The sequence below is a fragment of the Agromyces sp. Marseille-Q5079 genome (assembly GCF_051016555.1).
Classification (GTDB): domain Bacteria; phylum Actinomycetota; class Actinomycetes; order Actinomycetales; family Microbacteriaceae; genus Agromyces.
Window position 1 is genome coordinate 130899 of the sequence record NZ_JBPEJF010000005.1, and the last position, 25544, is coordinate 156442.

Below are 25544 nucleotides of genomic sequence, written 5' to 3' on the forward strand. Positions count from 1 at the left end.
AGGGGGCACACGCCCACCCGGCGCGGCGGTTCGCCGTAACCCCCTCAGGTCGCCTCGTGGACAGGCCTGTCCGGGGCCCGAATCACATTGGCCACGCGGCGTCCGGGTCTGCTAGGAAGGGTAGCCACAAGCCCTACCTAGTGAACGGATGAAACGTGACGACTCCCAGCGTTGACCAGTCGGATGTGCTCGAAGTGAGCGACTACACGGCCGTCGGAGGGGCCCCCGCGATCACCGCCGTGGTGAACCGGTTCTACGACCTGGTCGTGGCCGACGAGCGACTCGCAGGCTACTTCGAGGGCGTCGAGATGGTCCGCCTCAAGCGCCACCAGGTCGCGCTCGTCTCCCAGGTCATGGGCGGACCGGTCGAGTACGAGGGCCGCGAACTGCGTGCGGCGCACGAGGGCATGGGCATCTCGAGCGACGACTTCGCGGTCGTCGTCGGCCACCTGGTCACCGCGCTGACCGAAGCCGGCGTGCCGTCCGAGATCATCGGCCGGGTCGGCGTCGCGCTCGGCGGCACGGAAGCCGACATCGTCGAGGTGTCCTCGACGCGAGGCTGATTCGGTGAACACTGCCGCACTGAAGGAGACGTGGGCGGCGGCCGAGACGCTCGGCGACGAGGTCCCGCTGTACTTCTACTCCCACCTGTTCCTCTCGCACCCCGACCTGCGGAGCATGTTCCCGGTCTCGATGGCGACCCAGCGCGACCGACTGGTCGGCGCGCTCGGTCGCATCGTGTCCCGAGTCGACGAGCTCGACGAGGTCACGGGGTTCATCCAGCAGCTCGGGCGCGATCACCGTCGCTTCGAGGTGATCGCTCAGCACTACGACGCCGTCGGAGTATCCCTGCTCGCCACGCTGAAGCACTTCCTCGGCGCCGCATGGACCGAGGAGCTCGCGGCCGACTGGGCCGCGGCATACGGCCTCATCGCCATGGTCATGGTCCAGGCGGCCGAGGAGTCCGAGGCGACGAGCCCGGCGGCCTGGGAGGGGCACGTGCTCTCGGTCGACCGGCGCAGCATCGACGTCGCGGTCATCCAGGTGATGCCCGACCCCGCCCTGCCCTTCGAACCGGGCCAGGCCATGGCGGTCGAGATCCCGGCCCGGCCCCGGCTCTGGCGCTACTTCAGCCCGGCCAACGCGCCGCGTGCCGACGGCACCCTCGAGTTCCACGTCCAGCTGGTTCCCGGCGGCCAGGTCAGCGGCCCGATGATCCGCTCGCTCGCCGTCGGCGACACGCTGCGCGTCGGCGCCCCGGTCGGCGAGGAGCTGACCCTCGGCGACCACGAGCGCACCCGCGAGCTCCTCATGATCGCGGGCGGCGCCGGTCTGGCGCCGATGCGAGCCCACCTCGAGCGCATCGACCAGCAGTGGCAGGCGACGGGCGAGGCCCCTCGGGTGCACCTGTTCCACGGGGCGCGCGTGCCGTGGAACCTCTACGAGGCGAAGCTGCTCCGCGACCTGACCGTCCGCCCCTGGTTCACCTACACGCCGGTGGTCTCGGGCGACTCGAGCTACCCCGGCCGCCAGGGCCTGGTGGGCGACGTCGCCGCCGACGAGGCCGCCCGACCCGGCCTGCTCGCGCTCGTGGCCGGATCGCCCGACATGGTGCGCCACACGGTGGCGCGACTCCGCGACGCCGGCTTGCCGTCGACCGACATCCGCTTCGAGCAGTTCGCGACGCTCGACGACGACAGCCACGCATCGCACCACCACACCCAGAATCCGCAGCCGGCCCGGGCTGCGGTAGAGCAGATGGGGGCCCGCGCATGACACCCGAACCGACCGACGACGGCGCTGTTCCCGACGCGCCTCCCACCGCGACGCCCGACGGGTCGCTGGCGAGCGCCGTGGCCCGCCTGCCCGAGGCCGGCAACGTTCGCTTCGGCATCAAGGGCTTCGGCGGCGGGTACGACCGCGCCGAGGTCGATGCGTTCATCCACCGGTTGTCGGAGGACGTGGCCCAGGTCCGCGTCGCCCTCGAGGGCGACCGGCTGGAGCTGACGAACCTGCGAGCCGAGAACGCCAGACTCCGCACGGAGGCGGGCACCGATGTCGAGCAGGAGATCGCCGCCGGAGCCGTCGGGCTGCTCTCCCAGGCGCAGCTCATCGCCGACCGGGCCGTGGCCGACGCCGAGCAGTACGCGCGCGATCTCGTCGTGGCCGCACGCGACCAGTACCGGGAGGTCCTGGAGCGCGCCGAACGCAGCGCGGGTCACGTGGTCGCGGGGCTGGCGACGGGGCCGGCCAAGCCCGAAGGCCCGACCCTCCCCGAGATCGAGTACGTGCGCACGTACGCGAAGGTCGCCCAGATCCAGTTGCGCTCCGTCCTCGACGCCCTGACCGAGCAGGTCGACCGCCTCGGAAACCTCCCCCAGGCCGATCCCGAAGCGGTGGCCGATCCATCGGTCGCCACGAGCGAGGTCGACGAGCCGATCGAGGAGCCGATCGAGGAGCCGGACTGGTCTCGTCCGGTCGCCACGCGAGGGTCCTTCGTCGAACCCGAGACCTTCACGATGCCCGGGTCGTTCTCCGAGTCATCCGTGTTCGCCGAATCGGAATCGACCGCCCCGCCCGCGTTCCCCGAGTCCCGAACCGCGACCCGGCGCTGACGGCCGGTCGCGCGGCGTCGACCGGCTCCGCGCGACGACGGCGTCCGCACCGGGTCGGCCGGGCCTGGCCGGGCCTGAGGGCTATGCCCCGACCGCGCCGCCCGGTCGGGACGCCGAGCTGAGCCAGGCGAGCGCCCGCGTGAGCAGCGCCCGGTGGCCGGCCGACTCGTACGATCGCGCATCGTGCCCGAGCGCGTCGTAGACGAGCCGCGAGCGGCCGAGCTCGCGCGCCCACACGATCGGATGCCGCGTGCCGTCCTCCTCGTGCTCGGCGATCGGCTCGATCGTGCCGAGCAGCCGCAGACCCGTGTAGCGCTCGTCGACGACCGTGAAGTCCTCGAGGCCCTGGGCGATGGCGTGGTTGCCGACGAGGTGCACCCGCGCCTCGCCGAGCGGCGGATGCCACGAGACGTCGCGCACCCAGCGCGCTCCGAGGGCCCGCTCGAACGCCGGGTACGCGCGGAGGCTCGACGCCGCGGCGTGCATCGCGAGGATCCCGACCCCGCGGTCCAACGCCCGGTCGAGGGCGGATGCCGCGGCCTCGGCCTGCGCGGGCGGCGGCGTGTCGACCGGGTCGCCCGCGTTGACCACGATGATGCGCACGTCGTCGTCGAGCGCCGCGAGCGCGGCATCCGCATCGTCGAGGACCTCGACCGTGAAGCCCGCCTCCCGCACGAGGTCGGCGATCGCCGCGCTCGTCTCGGCGAACGGATGCCACGGGTCGGCGTAGCGGCCTGCCCCACTGAGGATGACGACGTCGGTCACGATCGGCCTCCATGCCTGCGCCGACGACCAGCGGATCGGTCACGGCCGACCTCGCGACGCCGTTCAGGTCGGACACCGTCGAAGATACCCCCGTCACGTCGAGGCCGCACGGCGGACTCGATACTCGCGACGGGCGTCAGGCGCCGTCGCCCGCGGACGCGTGCCTGGGACGGCGTCGCGGCCGCCCCGCTCCGGACGACGACGACGACGACGGTCACGATCAGGCTCCCGACGAACGGGGACGGTCGACGACCTGCACCAGGTTGCGTCCGCGCAGCGTGTAGATGTTGCCGTCCTCGTCGACGTTCAGGTGCGAGCCGCTGTACCAGCCGCCGTTGATCGCGGGCACGACGACGGTCGCGGCGAAGGTCTTCGGATCGAAGCGCCACAGGGTCGTGTCGGAGACCGCGTAGACCACGCCCCGGTTCGACACCATCGCGGCGAAGCCCGGGCAGAGCGGGCGGTGGTCGGCCGTGTGCACGATGCGCCGGTCGCGCAGGTCGATCACGACGAATCCGCCCTTGATCGTGAGCGCGTAGAGGTGCGGCCCCTGAACGGCGAGCGCGGCGATGCCGTTGGGCAGGCCGGTCTCGAGGCGCCAGAGCTCCGCCCGGGCGACCGGATCCCACGCCACCACGGTGCCTCGCGGCCCCGTCTTCTGGGCGTTGTCGCCGCCGAGGTAGGCGATGCCCTCCCTCGTGACGACCGCGCGCACGAGCTGCTGGTCGTCGATGGGGTTCACGACGATGCTCGACTGCGATGTGAGCGGATCGTACGTCCAGAGCGACCCGCCGCCCTCCGTGTCGGACTGCACGGCGACCAGCAGCCGCAGGTTCACGGCGTCCCAGGCGGTGTCGAGCGGTCGGTTCTGCTCCGAGGCGAACGCGGCCACCTGCCGGATCGGGGCACCGCCGTTCGGGTCGTACGACCAGATGCCCTGCGCGTTGTACTGGCCCGTGTACAGCACGCCGTCGATCACCTCGGCGTCCTTGGCCTCGCCGGGCGCCCGCAGGTTGACCACCTCGCCGGTCGCGAGCGAGTGCCGGGCGATGACGCCGTTGCCGCCGACGTACACGTAGCCGGCGCCGGCCGCGAGGCCCATGCAGGTCTGGGGGCTCACCGGCGCGCCGGCCTCGCCGAGATCGGTGACGCTCGCCGCGCCCGTCGCGGGGTCGACCTCGGCCACGAAGCCGTACGCGGACACCACGGCGAGCACGCCTCCGTGGGCGTCGACGCCCCAGATCTCCCCGAGGTCGAGTCCGCCGAGCTCGAGCTGCGTGATCGTGCCATCGGTCGTGGAGTAGTCGAGGAGGCCGGTCTCGTTGGCGAGGTAGAGGTGGTCGCCGATGGCTGCCACGTTCTTCGCCGTCTTCCCGATCGAGGTCGCGACGGTGTACGACGAGAGGTCCGCCAGGTCGATCAGGGCGACCTTCGAGGGCTCCGTGGAGGCGGCCGTCGACGCGACGAGTCGATCGCCCACGATCGTGAGCTCGCGCACGCTCGGGTCGGCGGCGAACTCGGCCGGTGCGATCGACGAGAAGGTCGACGTCGCCCGGTCGTAGGCGAACAGGGTGGCCCGCCCGGCGCTGCCGCCGCCGCCCAGCGTGCTCCCCGCGCCGAAGAAGACGGCGGTGTCGGTGGCGGCCACCGCACGGGCCAGCGTGGAGGCGGCGTCGGGGATTCCGAGGTTCGCGACGCGGCCCGATGCGGGGTCGAACTGCCAGAGCGCCGGTGCTGTGGCGCTGCCGCCGCCGACCGCGAAGAGCGTGCCATCGGGCGCGACGGCGAGGTCGCGGACGTCGCGGTCGCCGATCGCGCCGATGGGGACCGCGGGCACCTCTGGCGTCTGCAGGTCCCACCGGTGCAGGTTCGGCTGCGGACCGCCGGACTTCTGGAGGATGCCGATGTACAGGTAGCGGCCGCTCGCGTCGGCGGCGAGGGCCTGGATGGCGTACCCGGTCGAGACCTCGGTGCTGACCGTCACGGTGCGGGTCGGCAGGTGGAAGCCGATGACCCCGGTGGGCTCGATGTTGCGCGATCCGATGTACACCGTGTCCCCTACGAGCAGCGCGCTCATCAGGCCGTACTGGCTCACCGCCGGGCCGAGGTCGGTGATGGTCGGACCCGTCGGCCGGCCGGCCGCACGGGAGGCGGCGAGCGCCGGGTCGGCGGCGACGAGCGCCGCGATCGCGGCCAAGCCCGCGGCACCGCCGGCCTGCAGCACCACGCGTCGGGAGAGCATCGGGGATTCGGACATCGGAACTCCTTCGTTCGGAGGGTGGAGGTGGGTCGTCAGGCCGTGATCGCGAGCAGTTCCGCGTCGACCTCGTGTGCGAGTGGAAGCCCCTGCGCGAACCGGTGCAGCTCGTCGAGCACGACGTCGGCGAGGCGCCCGAGCTCGCCGCCGAGGGACCCCGCGATGTGGGGCGTGAGCAGGGCGTGGTCGTGCCCGTAGAGCGGATGCTCGTGCTCGAGCACCCACGGCGTGGTGACGTCGAGGATCGCGTACAGCTCCCCCGCCGTCACGCGTGCGGTCAGCGCCGCCTGGTCGATGATCTCGCCGCGCGCCGTGTTCACGAGGGTCGACCCATGGCGCATGAGCCCGATGCCGCGCTCGTCGACGAGGTTCCGCGTGCTCGGCAGCGAAGGCGCATGGATCGACACGACGTCGGAGGTGGCGAGCAGTTCGTCGAGCGCGACCGATGCCACGCCGAGGCTCAGCGCCTCGGCGTCCGACAGGAACGGGTCGGAGACGACGACCTCGAGGTCGTAGCCGCGCAGCAACTCGATGACCCGGCGCCCGATCCTCGATGCGCCGACGATGCCCACGCGCTTGCCGAAGTTGCCGAGCCCGGGGAACGCCTGCTCGACGTCGAACTCCTGTCGCAGCATCCGGTACCGTGCCGCGATGGGCAGGACCTTCTTGTTGGCCAGGACGATCATCGCGACCGTGTACTCGGCCACGGGCGCGGCATTCGCCGCCGCCGCCGTGCTCACGCGGATGCCGCGGGCGAGCACGTCCTCGGACACGTACGGCTTCACCGTGCCCGCTGAATGCAGGACCGCGCGGAGGTGCGGCGCGAGGTCGAGCACGGCCGCGTCGAGGAACGGCGCACCCCAGCCGGTCACGAGCACCTCGGTCTCGAGGAGCGCCTGCTTCGCGGCATCCGACTCGAACTCGGTCAGGATGCCGGCGATGTCGGCGACCTCCTCGAACCGGGCGACCTGCTCCGCCGGGAAGATGCGCTCGCGCACGTCGGCCGCCATCGCGAACGTCACGCGCAGGCGGTCGCGGCTCACTTGACGGCCCCGGCGGACAGGCCCGAGCGCCAGAAGCGCTGGAGGCCGATGAAGGCGAGGAGCAGCGGCAGGATCGAGACGAACGACCCCGCGATCACGAGCGTCGAGAACTCCGGGTTCTGCTGCACCTGGCTCTGCCAGAGCGCGATTCCGACGCTCGACGGGAACAGGTCGCGGTCCTGCAGCATGATGAGCGGCAGCATGAAGTTGTTCCAGATCGCGACGAACTGGAACAGCACGATCGTGACGAACCCCGGCACGAGCATGGGCAGGCCGACGCTGAGGAAGCTGCGGATCGGGCCGGCGCCGTCGACGCGTGCGGCCTCGAGGGTCTCGTCCGGCAGGTAGCCGGCGCTGAACACCCGTGCGAGGTAGACGCTGAACGGGTTGCAGAACGCGGGGATGAGCACCGCCCAGATCGTGTTCGTCGCGCCGATCGACGCCGCGAGCAGGTAGAGCGGGATGACCGTCGCGGTGTTCGGGATGAGCACGCCGACGAGCACGAACCCGAACAGCCCGTTCTTGCCGCGGAACGTGAACTTGTCGAACGCGTACCCCGCCATGAGGGCGACGAAGCCGCAGACGAGGGCGCCGACGCCGGCGTAGAACACGCTGTTGCCCAACCAGCGCCAGAAGATGCCGTCGTCCTGGGTCATGAGCTGCTGCAGGTTCTCGAGGAACGCCCCGCCCGGCGAGAACGCGCTCGAGCCGTAGAGGCCCTTCGCGTCCTTGGTCACCGCGAAGACGAGCCACAGGAGGGGCAGCACCATGTACGCGACGCCGAGGAGCAGGATGCCGTTGACGGCGAGGCTCGCGGCCGGGCGTCGTGGGGCGCGACTCCCGGAACGGCGACGGCGGTCGCCGGCCGGCTCGTGCGGCGGCCTGCCGAGGCCGCCATCGTGGGCGACGGGGCCGGCCGGGCGGTCGGCAGCCGGGTGCGACGGGGCGTCGGTGGTCGCGATCATCAGGCACGTCCCTTCGAGGTGAATCGGGTGACGATCCACGAGAGCAGCCCGGCCACGAGGGCGAGGATGATCGACGCGGCCGCCGCCTGCGGCAGGTTGTTGCGGTTGAACGCCGCGTCGTAGGCCCACATGTTCGGCACCCAGGTGCTCGTGACCGCGGTGGTCACCGACGAGAGGATCTTCGGCTCGGTGAACAGCTGCAGCGAGCCGATCACCGTGAAGAGCAGGGCGATGCCGAGCGACGGGGCGATCAGCGGGGTCTTGATCGAGAGGGCGGTGCGGATCTCGCCCGCCCCGTCGACCCGGGCGGCCTCGAGGACCTCGCGGGGCACGGCCTGCAGGGCGGTGAACAGGATGATCATGTTGTAGCCCGCCCATTCCCAGACGGCGATGTTCACCATCGACGGGAGCACCATGTGCACCGAGAGGAAGTCGATCTGGATGCCGCCCGAGTCCAGCGCGGAGACGAACGGGCTGACGCCCGGGGTGTAGAGGTACGCCCAGATGAGCGCGGCGATGACCCCGGGTACGGCGTGCGGCAGGAACAGCAGCAGCTGGAACGCGCGCTTCGCCTTCGCGACCGCGGCGTCGAGCAGCAGGGCGAACAGCAGGGCGACGCCGAGCAGCGCCGGGATGTAGAGCAGGCAGTAGAGCGCGAGACGACCGAAGCCGGCGATGAAGGTCTCGCTCGAGAGCACGTCGAGGTAGTTGCCGAGACCGACGAACTCCGTCTCGGTGCCGCCGAAGCCGAGGCCGCTTCGCCGCTCGGCGAAGAGGCTCATCCCGATCGCGTAGGCCACGGGCGCCACCATGGCGACGAGGAAGAGCGCGAAGAACGGGGTGAGGAAGATCGCGGCGGTGCGGCCGCCGGTGCCGGCGATCGGATGCCGCGTGGTGCGCGGTGCCCGCTCGCTGAGTCGGACGCTCATGGGGTTGCCCTTCGGTGAGGCGGTGCCGGCGGGTCGTCCGCCGGCACCGCTCCGGTCTATTCGGAGATCTCGAGGCCGAGCTGCTCGAGCCCGGCCACGGTCTCGTCCTGCGTCTGCTCGACCGCATCGCCCAAGGTCGGCGCCGTCGTGACCGCGTCCTTCATCGCCGTGTTGGTGATGTCGTAGTTCGGACCCCACGACCATCCGTCGACGATCGAGGCGGATGCCTCGTCGAAGACCTCGTAGATGTCGTTCGCGAAGTAGTCGACGGGGGCGACCCGCTCGGCGACCTCGTTGAGTCCGGGGTAGGCGAGGTAGGCGGTGCCCACGTCTCCGCGGGCTTCGACAGCGGCGGGGTCCGTCGTGAGCCAGGTGAGGAAGGCGGCCGCCGCGGCCTGGTTCTCCGAGTTCTCGGTGAGCGCGAAGCTCGTGCCGCCGCTCAGCGCGCCGGTGGGCTCGCCGTCCCACGACGGCGGCGCCGCCGCGACCCACTTGCCGGCCTGGCCGGACGCCTCCGTGCGCGTCTTCAGGCCCGACGCGCTCCAGGATCCGCCGACCCAGCCGTTCACGACGCCGTTGTTGAGGTCGGCCGTCCACTCGTCGCTGAAGCCGAGCTGCGGCTTCACGAGGTCCTCGTCGATGAGCTTCTGCCAGTAGTCGGCGACCTCCTGCGTGCGGTCGTCGTCGATCGTGACCTTCCAGTGGTCCTCGTCGACGCCGAACCAGGTCGCGCCCGACTGCCAGGCGAGCGGGGCGAGTTGCGGCTCGTTCGTGAAGAAGCTCGTGAGGTAGGCCTCGGGGTTCGCGGTGTGCACGGCGCGGGCGGCCTCCTCGAACTCGTCCCAGGTCTTCGGCACGGCGACGCGGGCGGCGTCGAGCACGTCCTGGCGGTACCACATGACGAGCGGCGGCGCGTCGTAGGGCAGGGCGTAGGTCGCACCCTCGAAGCCGACGAGGCCGCGCACCTGGTCGCTGAACTCGCCGAGCGTCTCGCTCGGCACGAGGTCGTCGACCGGCACGACCTGGCCGGATCCGACGAAGCCGGGGAGGCGGTAGTACTCGATGCCGACGACGTCGGGCCCGGTGCCGGACTCGATCGCAGCGGCGAGCTTCGTGTACCCGCCGTTGGCGCCGTTCGCGATCTCCTCGAAGTTCACGGTGATGTCGTCCTGGCTCGCGTTGAACGCGGCGGCGACGTCGGCCATGCCGCTGAGCGAGGACCAGAACGTGATCTCGCCGGTGGCCGCTTCCGCGGCCTCGTCGGCCGGCGTCGAGGTCGCGGACGAGCATCCGGCCAGGAGGATGCCCGCGGCCAGCAACGCTGCCGCCGTGGATGAAGTGCGACGCAGGTTCATGACTGGATTCTCCTTTGAATGTGAAGCGTGCAACGGCCACTGAAGTCGACTTCGACGGGCGCCGCAAGAAATGCCGCACAAAGCGAACATTTCCGAACATCTCACGAGGCTCGAGTGGACTCCCGTTCGACGAGCGTCGGCAGGAGCGACATCCGGGTGACCGCGTGCCCGCCGCCGTCCTGCTGGCGGATGCGGTCGAAGCAGAGGCGCAGGGCGGCGTAGCCGAGGTCGTGCTTGGGCGGAGCGACGGCGGTCAGCGGCACGGCGGCGAACGCCGAGAACTCGTCGTCGTAGGCGACGAGCGCGAAGTCCTCGGGAATGCGGCGGCCGTGTTCAACGACGAGGTCGGCGAAGGCCATGGAGTCCACGTCGCCGAGCATCAGGGCGGCCGTGACGTCGTTCCTCACGCACTCGTCGTAGAACCGCTCGAGCGCGTCGATCGCCGAGTCCGCGCCGACCTCGGGCGTGGGCAGCGTGCGGAACAGCACATGCTCACCCAGCCCGAGCCTCGCCATGGTGCGCTCGTACCCGTCGAGGAGCCACGGCGTGGTCGCCGCCTCGCGCGCGGCGAGGGCGATCCGGCGGTGGCCGCGCTCGGCGAGGTGGCGGACGGCGAGCTCGGCGCCGTACGCGTGGTCGCTCCGCACTGATTCGATGCGGCCGGCGATGCGCTCGTCGACGCCGCGCTCGACGATCACGATCGGCACCGGCGCGTCGATGAGCAGCTCGTGCAACGCCGAGCCCTCGACGAGGCCGTTGTGCGGCGTGATCATCAGCGCGTCGACCCCGCCCGCGATGAGCCGCTCCGCCTGGCGCAGCTCCTCGCGCTCCGAGTAGTTCGTCGTGCCGAGCACGAGTCGGCAGTTGAGCTCGCGGGCGGCGTCGCTCGCGCCGCGCACGACCTGCGGGAAGTAGTAGTTCGCCGTGGGCGCGATCATCCCGATCGTCGCGACCGGGCGTCGCACCGACCCGCCGGCCTCCCCCGCGCCGCGCTCCTGCTGCTTCGCGACCGCCGTCGAGACCGCCCCACCGTGCACGCGCACGAGGAGGCCGCGTGACTCGAGCTCCGCGAGATCGCGGCGCAGGGTCATCGCGGAGACGTCCAGCCGTTTCGAGAGCTGGGTGATGGCGAGCGAGCCTCGCAGCTCGAGCTCGCGCAGGATGGTGTCATGACGGGCGACGGCGACCACGGAGCCTCCTGATGTGTGGGTTTGTTCGTTCACATGAACGAACATGACTCACGATACGCACTTCGCGCCCGACGCGCCTCGCCCTGACACGACCGCCCGGGAGCGACGTACGGTGGTGAGACGGCGTCGTCCGGCGCCGGGACCACGGGGGAAGGACGACGGATGTCGCAGACGATCGCCGAACTGTTCGTGACGACGCTCACCCGCGCGGGCGTGACGAGGGTGTGGGGCCTTCCGGGCGACTCGCTCAACGCGTTCACCGATGCGCTGCGCCGCGACGGCGGCATCCGATGGCTGCATGCGCGGCACGAGGAGACGGCCGCCTTCGCCGCCGCCGCCGATGCCGCCGTCACGGGCGAGCTCGCCGTCGTCGCCGGCAGCTGCGGACCCGGCAACCTGCACTTCATCAACGGGCTGTTCGACGCGCAGCGCAGCCGCGTGCCGGTGCTCGCGATCGCCTCGCACATCCCGTCGTCGGAGATCGGCAGCGGGTACTTCCAGGAGACGCACCCGCAGGAGCTGTTCCGCGAATGCAGCGTCTACTGCGAGCTCGTCGGCGATCCGTCGCAGCTGCCGTGGGTGCTCGAGACCGCCATGCGCACGGCCGTCGAGAAGCAGGGCGTCGCCGTCGTGGTCGTGCCGGCCGACGTGTTCTTCCGCGATGCGCCGGCGCGCAGGCCGAGCGCCCCCATCCGCGCCGCCCGCCCGCGCGTGCTGCCCTCCCCCGAGGAACTCACCGAGGCCGCGGGGATCCTGAACGCCGCGGCATCCGTCACGATCCTCGCCGGCGCCGGGGTGGCCGGCGCGCACGACGAGGTCCTCGCGCTCGCCGAACGCCTGCAGGCGCCGATCGTGCACGCCTTCCGCGGCAAGGAGCACATCGAGTACGACAACCCGTACGACGTCGGCATGACCGGACTGCTCGGGTTCGCCTCGGGCTATCGGGCCATGGAGAAGTGCGACGCGCTGCTCATCCTCGGCAGCGACTTCCCGTACCGGCAGTTCTATCCGTCGAAGGCGAAGATCGTGCAGGTCGACCTTCGCGGGGAGCAGCTCGGGCGTCGCACGCCCGTCGACCTCGGACTCGTCGGCGACGTGCGCGAGACCGCCGCGGCGCTGCTGCCCCTCATCGCGGAGGACCGCAGCGGCAAGCACCTCGAGTCGAGCGTGAAGCACTACGAGAAGACGCGACGCGAGCTCGACGGCCTCGCGAACGACGACGGCAAGCAGCCCATCCATCCCGAGTACCTCGCGAAGGTCATCGACCGGCTGGCCGATTCCGATGCGATCTTCACGGCGGATGTCGGTTCGCCCGTCGTCTGGACGGCGAGGTACCTGCGGATGACGCGCGACCGTCGCCTGATCGGCTCGTTCACGCACGGATCGATGGCCAATGCGATGCCGCACGCGCTCGGCGCGCAGGCGGCCGCCCCCGGGCGACAGGTCATCGCGCTGGCCGGCGACGGCGGCCTGGCGATGCTCATGGGCGACCTGCTCTCGATCCGGCAGAACGACCTGCCGATCAAGATCATCGTGTTCAACAACTCATCGCTGAACTTCGTCGAGGTCGAGATGAAGGCGGCCGGCATCGTGAACTTCGGCACCGAGCTCGTGAACCCCGACTTCGCGGCCGTCGCGGATTCGGTCGGCATCACCGGCATCCGGGTGGAGCAGGGCGCCGACCTCGAGGCGGCGCTGGCCAAGGCGTTCGCCGAACCGGGTGCGGCGCTCATCGACGTGGTCGTGGCACGCCAGGAGCTCTCGATCCCGCCGTCGATCACCGCCGAGCAGACGAAGGGCTTCGCGCTCTACGCGCTGCGCACGGTCATGTCGGGCCGTGGCGACGAACTGCTCGACCTCGCGGACACGAACGTCTGGCGGCGCATCTTCAAGTGAGGCGCACCGGCCGACGCGGCGATACGGCCGCCGCGGCACGGGGCGGGCGCACGGCCGCGCTCGTCAGGCGCCGTCGCCCGCGGGCTCGGGCGCGCCCCCGGAGGCGGTGTCGGCCTCGACGGTCTCGTCGCCTGCGGGAATCTCCTCGGGCAGCGTGATGTCGTCGCCGGACGGACGCCCACCGTCGGGGTTCTCGCCGGGGCCGTCCTCGGGCTCGGACGGCGTGATCTCGGGATCGGACATGGTGGCCCCTCTCGGTCGGTGCTCCGAACGTAGGCTCGTACGCCTGCGGCGTCGAGGCCTTGCGTGGGCGCGCGGCGTGCTCTAGGCGACCGCCCACGCGGCGCCGAGCGTCAGCGCTCCTCGCCCTCGGCCCGCGCGAAGTCGGCCTTCCACTGCCGGAAGGAGTCCTCGGTACGGCCGCGACGCCAGTATCCCGAGACCGAGAGCTGCTCCCGACCGAGCCCGCGCTCGGTGCGCAGGTAGGGCCGGACGCCCCGCATGACCTCCTCGGCCTCGCCGTGCACGAACGCGTGCACGCGTCCCTCCAGCCAGCCGACGGCACGCACGGCCTCGGCGAGCAGCCCTTCGCCGGATCCGCCGTCGCGGTGCACGAACACGGCGCTGCCGCCCTGCGGCAGGGCGAACCGCGGTTCGTGCTCGGCCGACTCGACGAGCACGACGACCCTGGCCACGGCCTCGACCGGCAGCGCCTCGAGCGCCGCCGCGATCGCGGGAACGGCGGACTCGTCGCCGGCGAGCAGGTGCCAGTCGGCCCCCGGGTCGGGTCGGTAGGCTCCGCCCGGGCCATTGGCGAGCAGGATGTCACCTGCCTCGGCGTTCGCCGCCCACGGCCCGGCGACCCCCTCGTCGCCGTGCACGACGAAGTCGATGTCGAGCGTGCCGGCCGCGACATCCGGATGCAGCGCCGTGTACGTGCGAACGACCGGCAGGTCCTCGGCGGGCATCGTCGCGCGCAGTTCGCGCACGTCGATCTGCTCGGGGTAGACGACTCCCGGCTTCGGGAAGACGAGTTTGAGGTATCGATCGGTGAACGTGCTCGCGGCGAACGCCGAGAGGTCGTCGCCGTGCAGGTGCAACCGGCGGAGGTTCGGCGTGATCCAGGTGGCGCCCGTCACGGCGAGGCGAATGGTCGGCATGCCCCCATCACATCACGCCGAAGCGGGCCGCCCGACCACGCGGACGCCAGGCCGGGTCACGCCGGTGCGGCGCCCCGGCCGCCGAGCTCCTCGACGAGCTTCGCGATGCGACGCTGCCTCGTCGGCGCCGTCTTGGCCTGGTCGATGACCCGCACGTGCTGGCGCCGTTGGCTGACGGTGAGGGCGTCGAACCGGCCGCGCACCGCTTGGTCCGCGTCCAACGCGGCCGCGACGTCGTCGGGCACGTCGGCATCGACGGGTTCCGTCGCGAGCTCGAGCCGCACGGTGACCTCGTCGCCGACCACGAGCCCGGCCGCCGCGCGGTTGGCGTTGCTCAGCCCGATGAGGTTGCGCCCGAGCATGATGGCCACGCGCGTCTCCCACGAATGGCCGTTGACGGTGACGGACACCCGCGGACGCCGGCCCCCGCCGAGCTCCTCGACCGCCGTCTCGGGGACCTCGAGCCCCCGCATCTTCTCCTGCGGCTCGACGACCGCCCGGAACTCCGTCATCGCGCTCCCCTCGACCCGGCCCGGTCACCGGCCGGCATCTCCGAGGGAAGCGTACTGTCATCGCCGGCGGGAGTGGCCGAGGCCGTGCGAGCGCGCATGATCCGCGTCGACCCGGCCGGATACGGCAGCCGCGTCGCGAGCTCATCGGCCGCGTCGAGCTCCTCATCGGCACGCCGCGACTCGCCCAGCTCGACGAGTGCGGCGGCGAGCGCGATCCGGGCGTCGACCTCGGTCAGCCGCTCGCCCCCGCGGGCCGCTCGGTCGACCTCGGCGCGGGCGATCCGCTCGGCCGTGACGGCGTCACCCAGGCCGAGCTGCGCCCACGCCATCGTCGTCGCCGAACCACGCGGCAGCGCCTCGAGCACGCGCCGCGCCGCGTCGTGCGCACCGCTCCCGACGAGCCACTCGGCCCTGGCTTGCCCGACCTCGTCGAGGGCCTGCCGGTCGGAGGACTCCTCGGCGACGCGCTGCGCCTCGTCGAGCTGCGGCAGGGGGTCTTCACGGCGCCGCATGCGCACCCGCGCCTGGGCCAGGAGCGCGTACGGCGTGGACAGCCCGGCCTGATCGACGGATGCCGCGACCGCCGCGTCGGCGAGCGCCGCCGCCTCCGCATCCTCCTCGACGAGGAGGAGCAGTTCGGCGAGGTTCGCCTGCTCGAAGGCCTGCGACAGCCGTTCGCCCGAACGAGCGGCCAGCTCGAGCGCGCGGCGGCCGGTCTCGAGTGCCTCGTGCAGTCGGCCCGACCGTCGAGCCTGCTCGCGCTGGACGGACAGCACGGAGGCCAGGATCTGCGGATCGCCGTAGGCCTCGGCGTGCGGGAGCGCCTCATCGGCGACGGGACCCGCCTCGGAGAAGCGCCCGTCGAGCGCGAGCGACACGGCCTGGTACTGGAGCGCGCGAGCGAGGAGTCCCCGCCGCTGAGGCTCGGTGCTGCGCTGCGCGAAGGCCTGCGCGAGGCCCGCCGACACGACGGCCTCGTCGTAGCGACCGGTCACGAGCATGGCGCGGGTGCGTGCGAGGTGGTGCGTCGTCGCGGCGAGCGGCCCGGTGTCGGGTTCGACCGCGTCGGCGTCGAGCACGGACAGCGCCTCCTGCGGCGTCGCGAGGCTCACGAGCACCTCCGCGATCCTGGCAGTGGCGAGCACGACGCCGTCTCGGTCACCGCGCCGGCGCAGGTCGCCGAGGGCCTCGGTCAGCACGACGCGCGCCTCGTCGAAGCGGGAGGTGCGCTGCAGCACGATGCTGCGATCGAGACGCACCCAGGCCGCTTCGGCGCTGACCGCGTCGAGGCGGCTGACGAGCTCGGCGTAGTACCGGTCGGCGGTCTCGTTCGCGCTGAGGGCGGCGGCGCGCTCGGCGGCCTGGCGCAGGTAGGTCGTCGAACGGGGGTCGTCGGCCCGCACGAGGTGCATCGCGAGGGCGTCGACCGCATGCGGACGTCGTCGCAGCACGACGTCGGCGTACGCGCTGTGCAGGACCTGTCGTCGCACGGCGGAGAGCTCGTCGTAGGCAGTGAGACGGACGAGCGGATGCTGGAACACCAGGCCCGGCACCGGGCGGCCGTCGATCACGACATCCCGCTCGAACAGCACCGAGGCGGCGAGCGCGGTGTCGACCGCCTCCGCCGCCTCCCCGGTCGACAGCGCGGGATGCAGTGCCTGCGTCGCGACGTCGATCACCTCGGAGGTCGCGGCCTCCCCTCCGGCGGTCGCGACCACCTCCGCGACTCGCCGGGCGGTGGAGGGAAGCCGAGCGAGACGTGCGGCGACCAGCTGACGGACGCCGGTCGAGTGCGGCGAGCGTTCGCCCAGCTCGCCCACCTCGCGCGCCAGCTCGACGGCGAAGAGCGGATGCCCGAGCGAGAGCTCCCACACCCGCTCCGGGGCATCCGCACCGGCGATGTCGGTCGCGAGCGCGAGGCAGTCCTCCCGTGCCAGTCGCGGCAGGGGCAGGGTCTCGGCGAGCGCCTCGCGCTGCAGGGCGTCGAGCACGGAGCGACGGGGGTCGTCCGTCGCGAGCTCGTCGTCGCGCAACGTCGCGAACATGCGCCACGGCCGACGCGAGACGGCGGAGCGTCGGGCGAGGCTGCTCAGCAGGCCCAGCGTGCCGAGATCGGCCGCGTGCAGGTCGTCGATCACGAGCAGCACGGGCGCCGACGCCGCGAGGTCCTCCAGCAGGCCCGCGACCGCCTGGAAGAGACGTCGGCGCTCGTCGTCGGGGCTGCGCTGCGACGGGGGCGCGGTGCTCCCGAGACTGGGAAGGAGCGCGGCCAGCTCGGGGTACTCGCCGCCGATGCGTGCGCGTTCGGTCGCCGATCGGCTCGAGAGGCAGCCGTCGAGCGCCTCGATGATCGCGCCGTACGGCGTCTGGCCCTCGGCGTCGTGACCTGCACCCCAGAGCACGATCGCACCGTCGTCGAGCGCGCGTCGGGCGTACTCGACGACGACCCGCGTCTTGCCGATCCCGGCCTCGCCCGTGACGAGCACGATGGCCGGCCCACCTCCGGCGGCGAGCCGCTCGACCGCGTCGGCCCGGCCGTGCAGCGGGGTCGCCGGTGCCACGCGGAGCGCGGGCGGCGGGAGCACGACATCGTCGAGACGCGCCGAGCCGGCATCGAGGTCGAGCGCCTCCAGGTGCAGGTGCTCGGTCTGCGGGCCGGGCCCCACGCCCAGTTCCTCGTCGAGCGCGGCGCGGCAGGCGTGGTACTGGTGGATGGCCTGCCGTCGGAGCCCGAGCGAGAGATGGGCGCGCATGATCGCGCGATGCGCGCGTTCCTCGGCCGGCTGCTCGGCGAGTACGTCCCGCGCGACGGAGATCGCATCCTCGGGCCGGCCGAGCTCGAACAGGGCATCGGCGAGCTGCAGCCGGACGCGGCCGCGCGCCTGCACCAGGCGATCGCGCCGTGCGTGCGCCCAGGGCGCGTATCGGTCCTCGGGCAGCAGGTCCGCGGCGAGGGCGGCGGCGGCGGCGCTCAGGTCGGGGAACCCGCCGGACTCGAGCGCCGCGGCGGCCAGCCGCTCGGCGTCGTCGGCGTCGACCTGCACCCTTGCGGGTTCGAGGCGCAGCAGGGCGCCGTCGCTGGTGAGGTAGCTCGACGGCTGTCGCGGGGCGAGTTCGGGTTCGAGTGCCCGACGGGCGGCGTGCAGCGCGACGCCGAGGCTGCGCGTCGCCGCCTCGGGATCGGCGTCGGGCCAGCAGACGGCGATGATCTCCTCGCGGTGCAACCGGTGGTCGGGGGCGACGGCGAGGAGCTTCACGAGGGTGCGGGCGCTCGGGCGCGTCCAGCGCTCGGGCGGCTGGGGTCCGCCGTCGCGGGTGACCTGGAACCCGCCGAGCAGCTGCACGAGAAGCCGCGGCGCACCCCCACTCCGGGGGGTGCGCGCGCTGGTCATGTGACGAGGCTAGTCGCCCGTCGGCATGCGACGGCCCCCGGCCCCGATCGGGCAGGGGGCCGCCGCGGCATCCGCCTAGACGGTCACTGCGCGTCGACCGTCGCGACCACGAACCGCTTCATGGTGGTGTTGCCCACCTGGTAGCCCGAGCCCATCAGGCCGGCCGTGCGGTCGGCGCCACGGGTGTTCAGGTTGAGCGACACGAGCTCGACCCGCCCGTCGGCGTCGAGGTCGGCCAGTTCCAGCTCGCCGCCGGCGAGCACGCTGACCGACGCGGTGGGCGCCTGGAACCCGCCCCCGTCGGTCGAGGTCAGGAGCGAGGCGGGGTAGGCACTCAGCCCGCCGTCGTTTCCCGCCACCAGGATCCGTTCTCCGCTCGGCGTCGACGCGAACCCGGCGTCCCGCAGGGTGGCGACGGTCCGGAGGATCGACTTCGCGCCGTCTGCGCCGAAGGTCGTGACGGCGCCCGTCGTCACGGCCATGAGCCCCTCGGGGCCGGTCATCCAGGCGCCCAGGTTGTGCGGGCCTCCGAGCCGGTCGCTGCGCAGCACCTCACCGGTCCGCCCGTCGCGGATCTCCATGAACATCGCGGGCGGGGTGGTCGCGGACACCCGGCCGAGCCACGTGTACACGACCGCGTGCCCGTCGGCGTACGGGATCTCCGGCGAGGCGAAGGTCGCCGCGCGCTGCCCCGAGCCGTAGACCGTGCCGTCCAGTCCGAGTCCGCTCGGTACCGTCGGCTCCGCCTGCCAGGCCACGGCGCCCGTGCCGGCGTCGAGGGCCACGCCTCCCAGGGCCACGTCCTCGGGAGCGAGCGCGAGCGCGCCGCGCGAGGAGTACTCGGCGTAGACCCGCCCGTCGCCGAAGGAGACGTCGCCGAACACGACGTCATCCGCCGGCTGGTAGGTCCACGCGAGCTTGCCGTCGCCGTGGAAGACCCGCACCGCATCGGTCGGGACCACGATCTCGGCCTTGCCGTCACCGTCGAGGTCGGGCGCGGCCACGGTACGGACGAACTGCCCGTCGCCGTCGAACGTGCGCAGCACCTTGGCGGTCCGCGCATCGACGACCGCCGCCGCCGTGTCGGCGGCGACGACGATCTCGTCGCGGCCGTCGCCGTTCACGTCGGCGAGCACCAGCTTCTGGACGGAGCCGGGAACCGTCGCCGTCCACAGCGGCACGCGCTGGCCGGCGACGAGCGCGCGGCCGTCGTACGCGAAGAGGCCCTGCGAGTCGCCGCCGACGATGAGGTCGTCGGCTCCGTCCCCGTTGACGTCGGTCGCCACGGCCGACGACGAGTTCGCCGGGAGCGGCGTCACGCCGACCTGCTTTCCGGAGCCCAGGTTGTAGGTGCGGACGTTCTGCAGCGTGTCCACCGTGCGGATCCGGACGTCCTTGCCGTTCACGATCGCCTGGGACCAGAGCTGCGAGGCGGCCGTGCCGGCGTGCTCCCACTTCACGGCACCGTTCTTGCCCGCCAGCACCGAGATACGGCCGAACCACGAGTTGCTGCTGTTCTCCGCCGTGTCGGACTTCGCGTCGTCGCGGTAGTTGACGATGACGCGCCCATCGGCGATCACGAGCCCCCAGCCGAGGCTCCCGTCGGCCGTGTTCGCCGGGTCGCGCTTGAGGGTGCGCGACCATCGCTGTGCGGCCGTGTCGCCGTCGAGTGCACGCACGGTCGAGGCATTGAACTTCAGTGCACCGTCCAGCGTCGCCTCACTGACGACGATCTCGGAGCCGCCGTCGCCGAGATCGCCGACCGCCGAGGCGAGCGGCACCGCGTTCACGCGGGTGTCGAGCACCGTGCGCTCACCGTCGGCCAGGTCGTACGAGACGACCTGGTACTCGATCCCCTCATTCGGGTCGGACTGCTCGAGGGCGACCAGGCGGCTGCGCGAGGCGTCCAGTCGGAGCTGCCGGGAGTAGAGGCGATCGGTCGCCGTCCACGCTGCTGCGCCGTCCTTCGTGTCGATGACGAGCGTGTTCCCGCTCGGGACCGTGGCCAGGGCGTCCTTGCGACGGTCCCAGGATGCCGCGAGCAGGCCGTCGCCGATCGGCTCGAGGTCCGCCCAACCCGACGCCGCCGGCGCACCGGGGTCGTACGACCATTCGGACGCGACCTCCAGCCCCGTACCGGACGGGGCGAACGTGAGACCGCGGAGCAGCAGCTTCGACCCCGCCGGAGCGTTGATGTTGAAGAACGGCGAATCGGCCACCACGAGGGTGCCGTCGACGAGCTGCAGGTTGTACACGCCCGAGTACAGCTTGTACCAGAGGGTGTGGCCGTCGGCGCCGTCGATGATCGTCACGAAGGTGCCGGTCGACGGCGTTCCGAGCATGGGCCGGTACGGGTTCGCGCCGACCGAGGCGGTGAACGCCAGGTCGTCGACGCCGTCGCCGGTCAGGTCGCCCGTCGCGTAGCCGCTCTCGGACGCGGGAGTGAAGGGGCTCACCGCGTTGAACCCCATGACGATGCGCGCCGGGAAGGGCTCGGTCTGGAACACGCGCGCGGGCTTCACGTTCCAGTCGACGTACCAGGAGCTGTTGTCGCGCTGCCAGACCTCGGCGCCCGCCGCGGTGCGGCGCTGCACGAGACCGAGCGAGTCGATCGCGAAGTAGTCGTCACCGCCGCCGGCGACCGGCACGGTCGCGACCATGCCGGCGCCGCCTTCCACGGAACCGTGCGCGGTGAGCTTCCACGACGCCGCGGCGGTCTCGGCGTCGAGGTGATTGCCGCCGTCCGCCTCCTCGGGGTCGGAGCCGGCCTCCGGGTCCGACCCCTCGTCCGCGGCATCCTCCGTATCGGGCTGCGAACCCTCGCGGTAGACGTCGACCTGGGCGCGAGCGCTCAGCTCCTCGACCTGATCGGGGGTGAGCACGAGCGGCTCCTGGCCGTCGCTGCCGTCGGCGGCGAACGCGGGCGACGCCATGCCGACCGCCATCGCGACCGCCGCGCACGTGGCGACGATGCCGAGACCTCGGCGCTGTCTACGGGTGAACATCATGCTCCCTTTCGGCTGAAGGTGATCGCCGAGCCGTCGGTGATGACGGACTCGTCGAAGGAGTACTGCAGGGCATCCGTCCCGGTGAGGTTCTCGATGCCGATGGTCGCCGAGGATCCGCGTTCGAGCGCAGTGCCTCCGACGTCCTTGTACTGGAGGGTGATGGCGCCGCTCTTCTCGTCGAAGACGACCTCGAACGAGAGGCGCACGTTCGGGGCATCGGCGATCGCGGCGTTGTTCCAGACGATCGCGAAGCGGCGCGAGCCGGCCGTGCCGGTGGTCGCCGTCTGGACGCTCGACTTCTTGTCGATCACGAGGTCGTCCCAGAACGCGGCGATGATGCCGTTCGGCGCCGTCGTGGTCGGCAGCGCGGAGTTGGCGTAGTCGCCCACGCGCGGAGCGGCGAAGTTCACCAGGCCGTTCGTGGTCACCGACGCCGACGTGTGGCTGGCGCCGGCGAACGAGACCGGGAACGGCAGCGCGATCGTCTCGGCGTCCTCGTCACCCGACACCGCGACCGTCGACGCGCCCTTCACCCAGGCGTAGGCCGAGGGCAGGCACGACGTCCCGGCCGCGTCGGTCCGGGCGGGCAGCGCGATGTCGTTCACGACCTCGGCATCGACCGTCACCGCGCCGCGCGCGATGCCGTTGCACCGGACCGGCGCCGCGGGCGAGGCCGCGATCGAGAACGAGCCCTCCGCGACATCCGGCAGGGTGTACCGACCCTGTGCGTCGGTGGTCACGGCGGGCACGGGGGTGTTCTCGAGGGTGACCGTGACGCCGGCCAGCGGCGCGCCGACCACGTCTCGCACGACGCCCGTCACGGCGTGGTGGCCGACCGCACTGAGCGCGAGGTCGTGTACCGCGTCGGCACCGGCGACGACGACGTACGCCTCGTCGACGAGGGCGGCGTAGCCGTACCCGCTCAGCTCGAACGTGAACGTGCCGGCGGGCAGGACGACGCGGTAGGCGCCGTTCTCGTCGGATCGCGTCGTGCGCTCGAACCCGGCGCCCTCGACGTGCACGGTGACGTTCGGGATCGCGACGCCCGTCGCGGCGTCGGTGGCCGTGCCCGTGATGATCGCCCGGGTGTGCGGTGCGGCGTCGACCGCCGCCAGGATGTCGAGCTTGCCCTCGCCCCACACGTTGTTGCGCTCGGGCGTGCCGCCGCAGTGCGTGTCGTCGACATCGTGCGCGGCGGCGTTCAGGAGCGCCTGCGTGGCGTCGATGTCGCCGATGAGCGAGGGCGCCTCGCTCCAGAGCAGGCCGACCGCACCCGCGAGGTGCGGAGTGGCCATCGAGGTTCCGTTCATCGCCTGGTAGCCGCTGCCGGCGACGGCCGAGCGCACGTTCACGCCGGGGGCGGCGATGTCGGGGCGGAGCGAGCCGTCGATGGGCGACGGACCGAAGCCCGAGAACGACGCGATCCTGCCGTTCACGTCGTAGGCGCCGACGCCGTACACGTCTTCGCGTCCGCCTGGGGGCGCGGTCGTCATGCAGGTCACGCCGTCGCCGTCGTTGCCGGCCGCGAACGCCTCGAAGATGCCCGCCGCGTTCCATGCCGCGACGATGTCGCTGTAGAACGACTGGTCGTCGCTGCCGCCCCACGAGTTGTTCACGATGTCGGGTGCGAGGTCGGGACGCGGGTTCTGGCCGTTGTGGTCGGTGGGCGCGAGCATCCACTGGCCTGCCGAGAGCAGGTACTCGTCGGTGCAGGTGCGGCCCTCGCAGCCCTTCGCCGCGATCCAGGTCGCGCCCGGCGCGACGCCGATGCCGCCCGCGCCGACCATCGTGCCCATGGTGTGCGTCCCGTGGTTGTTGTTGTCGCACGGCGCTCCGCCGGTGCAGATGCCGGTCGGGTCGTACCAGTTGTAGTCGTGCGAGAACGTGCCGTTGCCGAGGTTCCCGCGGTAGTTGCCGACCAGCGCCGGGTGGTCGTACTGCACGCCGCTGTCGACGTTGGCGATGACGATGCCCTCACCCGTGACGTCGTACTGCGACCAGACCTGATCGGCCTTGATGTCGGCGATGCCCCATTCGACGGATGTCGCGGCGGCGAGCGTCGCGGCATCGACGGCCGCTTCCGTCGAACCCTCGACGACGGTGTCGTCGAGGGCGTACGTGCGATCCGGGAGGATCTGCGCGACGTCCTTGCGCGCGGCGAGCTCCTCGATCAGGCCGGCGTCGGCCGACGTGGCGCGGATCGCGTTCGTGATCCAGTACGGCTGGTAGGCGACCTCGTGCCGGTCGAGGAAGTTCCGCAGCGGCCGTTGCGTGTTCGCGGCCGTGGTGCTCAACTCCTCGTAGGCGAGGGCGGCCTTTTTCCCGTGCCCCTTGGCCTTGTGCGCGCCCGACAGGTCGGCCTTCTCGGCGAGCACGATGTAGAACGCCGTCTCGTCGCCGTTCTCCGCGGCGGCGAGCACGGACGGCTCGATCTTGTCGGCTCCGTCGGACGCGGGCGCGGCGAACGCCGGCGGCGCCGCGACGAGGAGCGCCGCGGCCGCGGCTACGGCCGCCAGCGACGCCACCCACGTCGGGGTGGTTCTGGGCTTGTGCATGACGTGTTCCTTCGTGAGGGTTGAGAACTCGAACCCGCACGCACATGAGAGACTCGGCGGCTGCGGGGTGGCAGCACGCTATCGACGCGTCCTTACTGGCGAATTACCGTCGTGGTCGGCGGCCGCATCCACGATGAGCCGCGCGGCATCCGGTGCCCTCGCCTCGACGTCACCGGCTCGGGATCGCACGAGACGTCGGCTGGTCGAAGGGTGCCGTGGCGCGCTCCTTCAGTCACCGCCCGGCGCGATGATCAGAAACGCGTCCACAGTGTCGCCACGATGCCGGAACCGGATGATGCTTCCGTCCGGAAGCCCCTCCGCGAAGGCGAAGGCGGGGCCGCTGGCGGGCCATGCCGCGATGTCGGCTATCAGCTGCCCTTCTTCAGGCGTGCAGGCCGCCTCCAGCACGGCGTCCGCCGAGCGGTCGATGAGGACGAGGCACGGGTTGTCGAACTCATCCCGGGCGGACCACGGCTCCACCCCGCGGTAGGTCTCGTACGACGCCAACGTCGTCGTATCGATGTCGAGCAACGGGATGTACTCCGCCACGAGCGCGAGCACCTCCTCGTCGGCACGGTCCGCGGTCGATGCCAGTGCGGCCGTCGGACGAGGTTCGCGGAGCCACGACACCCCCCACACGATCGCGACGACGGCCACCCCGGCGCCGGCACCCAGCCAGATCGGACGAGATCGTTTCGAGGCCATTCGGCGCCGACACCACGTGGCGGAGGGTCCGCCGGTCGCCGGCGGTTCGGAGTCCCTCGAGCGCCCGGCGGTCGGGCGCTCGAGATGTGACGAGTCACCTGGCGGCTCGGCGTGCGGAGACGGCTCGACCTCGGTGGACGCCTCGCCTTCGACCCGGGAGGCGGCTTTCGCGACGCGCCTGTCCTCGAGTTCAGCGAGTCGTGCGAGCCCGACGGGATCGTCGAGGATGTCGGGCTCGCGACCGTAAGCCCGCGCACGCAGCTCTCGCAATTCGCGCTCGTCGTCGGGGACGATCGGAGGTCCGTCCATCAGTCCGGCCCCACCGGGCGCAAGAGGAAGGCTTCCACGGTGTCGTTTCGCAGCAGGAACCGCAGCTGCTCGCCCGGGGCGAGACCAGGCCAGCCGGCGTCGACGAACAGGTCGGTACCGGCCGGCACGCACGAGCGTGCGACGATGTCGTCGGTCGCCCGGTGGAACGCGATGAGGCACGGGGCCTCGAAGGCGTTCATCGCGGACCAGATCTCGAACCCTCGAAACGTGCCGTAGGCGGAGAGCGTGGAGAGGTCGATCTCCTGCTCGCCTCCGCCGTACCCCGGTCTGGGCGGGGCTCCCGATTCCTGCCCCTCCGACTCCATACGGAGGAGCAGTCGATCATCCGCGTCTGCACCGGTCTGGTGCAACGTCGCGTCAGGGCGCGGTACAGGCGCGATCAGGGCGGTCGCGTATACCGCGGCCAGGACCACCGCCGCCCCGACGCCGACCATGATCACGACCGACCGCATCCACGAAGCACGCCGTGCTCCCTCGTGGGCATCAGCCTCGGCTTCGGCCTTCGGGGGCGGTGAATCTCTCCCCATGCGGCGGAGAGTACACCCGCGACGAGGTGAAGCGCTATGCACGAGCAGCCCGACACGACTGACGCGGTGCCGGCTCGGCCCCTGCTCCCGCTTTGGTGACCGGAAACGAACCCACGATGCGCAGAGTTCTGCTGTTGTAGCGAGGGCGGGACTCGAACCCGCGACACCACGATTATGAGCCGTGTGCTCTAACCACCTGAGCTACCCCGCCGGGAAGGCTTCGCCGGTTCTGCCATGACGGCCGAACCGAGAGAACCAGAGCCCCGAGTCAGGATTGAACTGACGACCCCTTCCTTACCATGGAAGTGCTCTACCACTGAGCTATCGGGGCGTGTGCCGC

The 25544-nt window shown here is 71.8% G+C and carries 19 protein-coding genes and 2 tRNA genes; 4 read left to right on the plus strand and 17 right to left on the minus strand.

Annotation, left to right across the window (positions count from 1 at the left end; all coding sequences use genetic code 11):
- The first annotated feature begins 155 nt into the window (after positions 1 to 155).
- The 3 genes from ACR3IO_RS13255 to ACR3IO_RS13265 are packed head-to-tail and all read left to right on the plus strand — an operon-like array spanning position 156 to position 2615.
- Positions 156 to 563: a group I truncated hemoglobin gene (locus ACR3IO_RS13255; RefSeq protein ID WP_434071684.1), complete on the plus strand. Its 408-nt coding sequence runs from the start codon at positions 156 to 158 to the stop codon at positions 561 to 563.
- 4 nt (positions 564 to 567) lie between these two features.
- On the plus strand, positions 568 to 1776 hold the full coding sequence (locus ACR3IO_RS13260) for a globin domain-containing protein (RefSeq protein WP_434071685.1): 1209 nt from the start codon (positions 568 to 570) through the stop codon (positions 1774 to 1776).
- The gene (locus ACR3IO_RS13265) at positions 1773 to 2615 is read left to right on the plus strand and encodes a DivIVA domain-containing protein (RefSeq protein ID WP_434071686.1); all 843 of its coding nucleotides are present in this window, start codon (positions 1773 to 1775) and stop codon (positions 2613 to 2615) included. The genes ACR3IO_RS13260 and ACR3IO_RS13265 overlap by 4 nt, the downstream gene beginning before the upstream one ends.
- A gap of 81 nt (positions 2616 to 2696) precedes the next feature.
- Here ACR3IO_RS13265 and ACR3IO_RS13270 read toward each other — a convergent pair whose 3' ends face one another.
- The 7 genes from ACR3IO_RS13270 to ACR3IO_RS13300 all read right to left on the minus strand — a co-directional run bounded on the left by ACR3IO_RS13270 (position 2697) and on the right by ACR3IO_RS13300 (position 11119).
- Entirely contained in the window at positions 2697 to 3380 is a 684-nt protein-coding gene (locus ACR3IO_RS13270; protein WP_434071687.1) for a ThuA domain-containing protein, read from the minus strand.
- A gap of 220 nt (positions 3381 to 3600) precedes the next feature.
- Positions 3601 to 5637 carry a PQQ-binding-like beta-propeller repeat protein gene (locus ACR3IO_RS13275; protein ID WP_434071688.1) on the minus strand — a complete coding sequence of 679 codons (2037 nt, stop codon included), beginning with the start codon at positions 5635 to 5637 and terminating at the stop codon, positions 3601 to 3603.
- A gap of 35 nt (positions 5638 to 5672) precedes the next feature.
- The gene (locus ACR3IO_RS13280; RefSeq protein ID WP_434071689.1) at positions 5673 to 6680 is read right to left on the minus strand and encodes a hydroxyacid dehydrogenase; all 1008 of its coding nucleotides are present in this window, start codon (positions 6678 to 6680) and stop codon (positions 5673 to 5675) included.
- Positions 6677 to 7645, minus strand: coding sequence for a carbohydrate ABC transporter permease (locus tag ACR3IO_RS13285; protein WP_434071690.1), 969 nt, complete (start codon positions 7643 to 7645; stop codon positions 6677 to 6679). Before ACR3IO_RS13285 ends, ACR3IO_RS13280 begins: the two co-directional genes overlap by 4 nt.
- Positions 7645 to 8574: a carbohydrate ABC transporter permease gene (locus ACR3IO_RS13290; protein WP_434071691.1), complete on the minus strand. Its 930-nt coding sequence runs from the start codon at positions 8572 to 8574 to the stop codon at positions 7645 to 7647. The genes ACR3IO_RS13285 and ACR3IO_RS13290 overlap by 1 nt, the downstream gene beginning before the upstream one ends.
- Positions 8575 to 8630: 56 nt before the next feature.
- Positions 8631 to 9929: an ABC transporter substrate-binding protein gene (locus ACR3IO_RS13295; protein ID WP_434071692.1), complete on the minus strand. Its 1299-nt coding sequence runs from the start codon at positions 9927 to 9929 to the stop codon at positions 8631 to 8633.
- 101 nt (positions 9930 to 10030) lie between these two features.
- Entirely contained in the window at positions 10031 to 11119 is a 1089-nt protein-coding gene (locus ACR3IO_RS13300; protein WP_434071693.1) for a substrate-binding domain-containing protein, read from the minus strand.
- A gap of 162 nt (positions 11120 to 11281) precedes the next feature.
- Between ACR3IO_RS13300 and poxB the strand changes: the two genes are divergently transcribed.
- Positions 11282 to 13015 (plus strand): ubiquinone-dependent pyruvate dehydrogenase, encoded by a 1734-nt coding sequence (gene poxB / locus ACR3IO_RS13305; protein WP_434071694.1) that lies wholly within the window; start codon positions 11282 to 11284, stop codon positions 13013 to 13015.
- Positions 13016 to 13078: 63 nt separating this feature from the next.
- Here poxB and ACR3IO_RS13310 read toward each other — a convergent pair whose 3' ends face one another.
- The 10 genes from ACR3IO_RS13310 to ACR3IO_RS13355 form a co-directional block, all read right to left on the minus strand.
- Complete coding sequence (locus ACR3IO_RS13310; RefSeq protein WP_434071695.1) at positions 13079 to 13258, minus strand: hypothetical protein; 180 nt, start codon at positions 13256 to 13258, stop codon at positions 13079 to 13081.
- Between the two features lie 110 nt (positions 13259 to 13368).
- Positions 13369 to 14175: a siderophore-interacting protein gene (locus ACR3IO_RS13315; protein ID WP_434071696.1), complete on the minus strand. Its 807-nt coding sequence runs from the start codon at positions 14173 to 14175 to the stop codon at positions 13369 to 13371.
- A gap of 56 nt (positions 14176 to 14231) precedes the next feature.
- Positions 14232 to 14687, minus strand: coding sequence for a YdeI/OmpD-associated family protein (locus ACR3IO_RS13320; protein WP_434071697.1), 456 nt, complete (start codon positions 14685 to 14687; stop codon positions 14232 to 14234).
- Positions 14684 to 18079, minus strand: coding sequence for an ATP-binding protein (locus ACR3IO_RS13325; RefSeq protein ID WP_434071698.1), 3396 nt, complete (start codon positions 18077 to 18079; stop codon positions 14684 to 14686). Before ACR3IO_RS13325 ends, ACR3IO_RS13320 begins: the two co-directional genes overlap by 4 nt.
- An 83-nt stretch (positions 18080 to 18162) precedes the next feature.
- Positions 18163 to 21084, minus strand: a complete 2922-nt coding sequence (locus tag ACR3IO_RS13330; RefSeq protein WP_434071699.1) for an FG-GAP repeat domain-containing protein — start codon at positions 21082 to 21084, stop codon at positions 18163 to 18165.
- Entirely contained in the window at positions 21084 to 23642 is a 2559-nt protein-coding gene (locus ACR3IO_RS13335; protein WP_434071700.1) for a S8 family serine peptidase, read from the minus strand. Before ACR3IO_RS13335 ends, ACR3IO_RS13330 begins: the two co-directional genes overlap by 1 nt.
- A gap of 228 nt (positions 23643 to 23870) precedes the next feature.
- Positions 23871 to 24656, minus strand: a complete 786-nt coding sequence (locus tag ACR3IO_RS13340; RefSeq protein ID WP_434071701.1) for a hypothetical protein — start codon at positions 24654 to 24656, stop codon at positions 23871 to 23873.
- The gene (locus ACR3IO_RS13345; protein WP_434071702.1) at positions 24656 to 25204 is read right to left on the minus strand and encodes a hypothetical protein; all 549 of its coding nucleotides are present in this window, start codon (positions 25202 to 25204) and stop codon (positions 24656 to 24658) included. Before ACR3IO_RS13345 ends, ACR3IO_RS13340 begins: the two co-directional genes overlap by 1 nt.
- A gap of 137 nt (positions 25205 to 25341) precedes the next feature.
- Positions 25342 to 25415 (minus strand) — tRNA-Met (locus tag ACR3IO_RS13350).
- Between the two features lie 48 nt (positions 25416 to 25463).
- A tRNA-Thr gene (locus tag ACR3IO_RS13355) sits at positions 25464 to 25535 on the minus strand.
- Between the last annotated feature and the right edge of the window lie 9 nt (positions 25536 to 25544).

What these genes read in the sequence shown, in the direction of transcription:
- ACR3IO_RS13275 (WP_434071688.1), bottom strand. Translation starts at nt 5,637, where the DNA reads ATGTCCGAATCCCCGATGCTCTCCCGACGCGTGGTGCTGCAGGCCGGC.
- poxB (WP_434071694.1), top strand. Translation starts at nt 11,282, where the DNA reads ATGTCGCAGACGATCGCCGAACTGTTCGTGACGACGCTCACCCGCGCG.
- ACR3IO_RS13335 (WP_434071700.1), bottom strand. Translation starts at nt 23,642, where the DNA reads ATGCACAAGCCCAGAACCACCCCGACGTGGGTGGCGTCGCTGGCGGCC.
- ACR3IO_RS13340 (WP_434071701.1), bottom strand. Translation starts at nt 24,656, where the DNA reads ATGGACGGACCTCCGATCGTCCCCGACGACGAGCGCGAATTGCGAGAG.
- ACR3IO_RS13325 (WP_434071698.1), bottom strand. Translation starts at nt 18,079, where the DNA reads ATGACCAGCGCGCGCACCCCCCGGAGTGGGGGTGCGCCGCGGCTTCTC.
- ACR3IO_RS13290 (WP_434071691.1), bottom strand. Translation starts at nt 8,574, where the DNA reads ATGAGCGTCCGACTCAGCGAGCGGGCACCGCGCACCACGCGGCATCCG.
- ACR3IO_RS13265 (WP_434071686.1), top strand. Translation starts at nt 1,773, where the DNA reads ATGACACCCGAACCGACCGACGACGGCGCTGTTCCCGACGCGCCTCCC.
- ACR3IO_RS13295 (WP_434071692.1), bottom strand. Translation starts at nt 9,929, where the DNA reads ATGAACCTGCGTCGCACTTCATCCACGGCGGCAGCGTTGCTGGCCGCG.
- ACR3IO_RS13345 (WP_434071702.1), bottom strand. Translation starts at nt 25,204, where the DNA reads ATGGGGAGAGATTCACCGCCCCCGAAGGCCGAAGCCGAGGCTGATGCC.
- ACR3IO_RS13320 (WP_434071697.1), bottom strand. Translation starts at nt 14,687, where the DNA reads ATGACGGAGTTCCGGGCGGTCGTCGAGCCGCAGGAGAAGATGCGGGGG.
- ACR3IO_RS13310 (WP_434071695.1), bottom strand. Translation starts at nt 13,258, where the DNA reads ATGTCCGATCCCGAGATCACGCCGTCCGAGCCCGAGGACGGCCCCGGC.
- ACR3IO_RS13285 (WP_434071690.1), bottom strand. Translation starts at nt 7,645, where the DNA reads ATGATCGCGACCACCGACGCCCCGTCGCACCCGGCTGCCGACCGCCCG.
- ACR3IO_RS13330 (WP_434071699.1), bottom strand. Translation starts at nt 21,084, where the DNA reads ATGTTCACCCGTAGACAGCGCCGAGGTCTCGGCATCGTCGCCACGTGC.
- ACR3IO_RS13315 (WP_434071696.1), bottom strand. Translation starts at nt 14,175, where the DNA reads ATGCCGACCATTCGCCTCGCCGTGACGGGCGCCACCTGGATCACGCCG.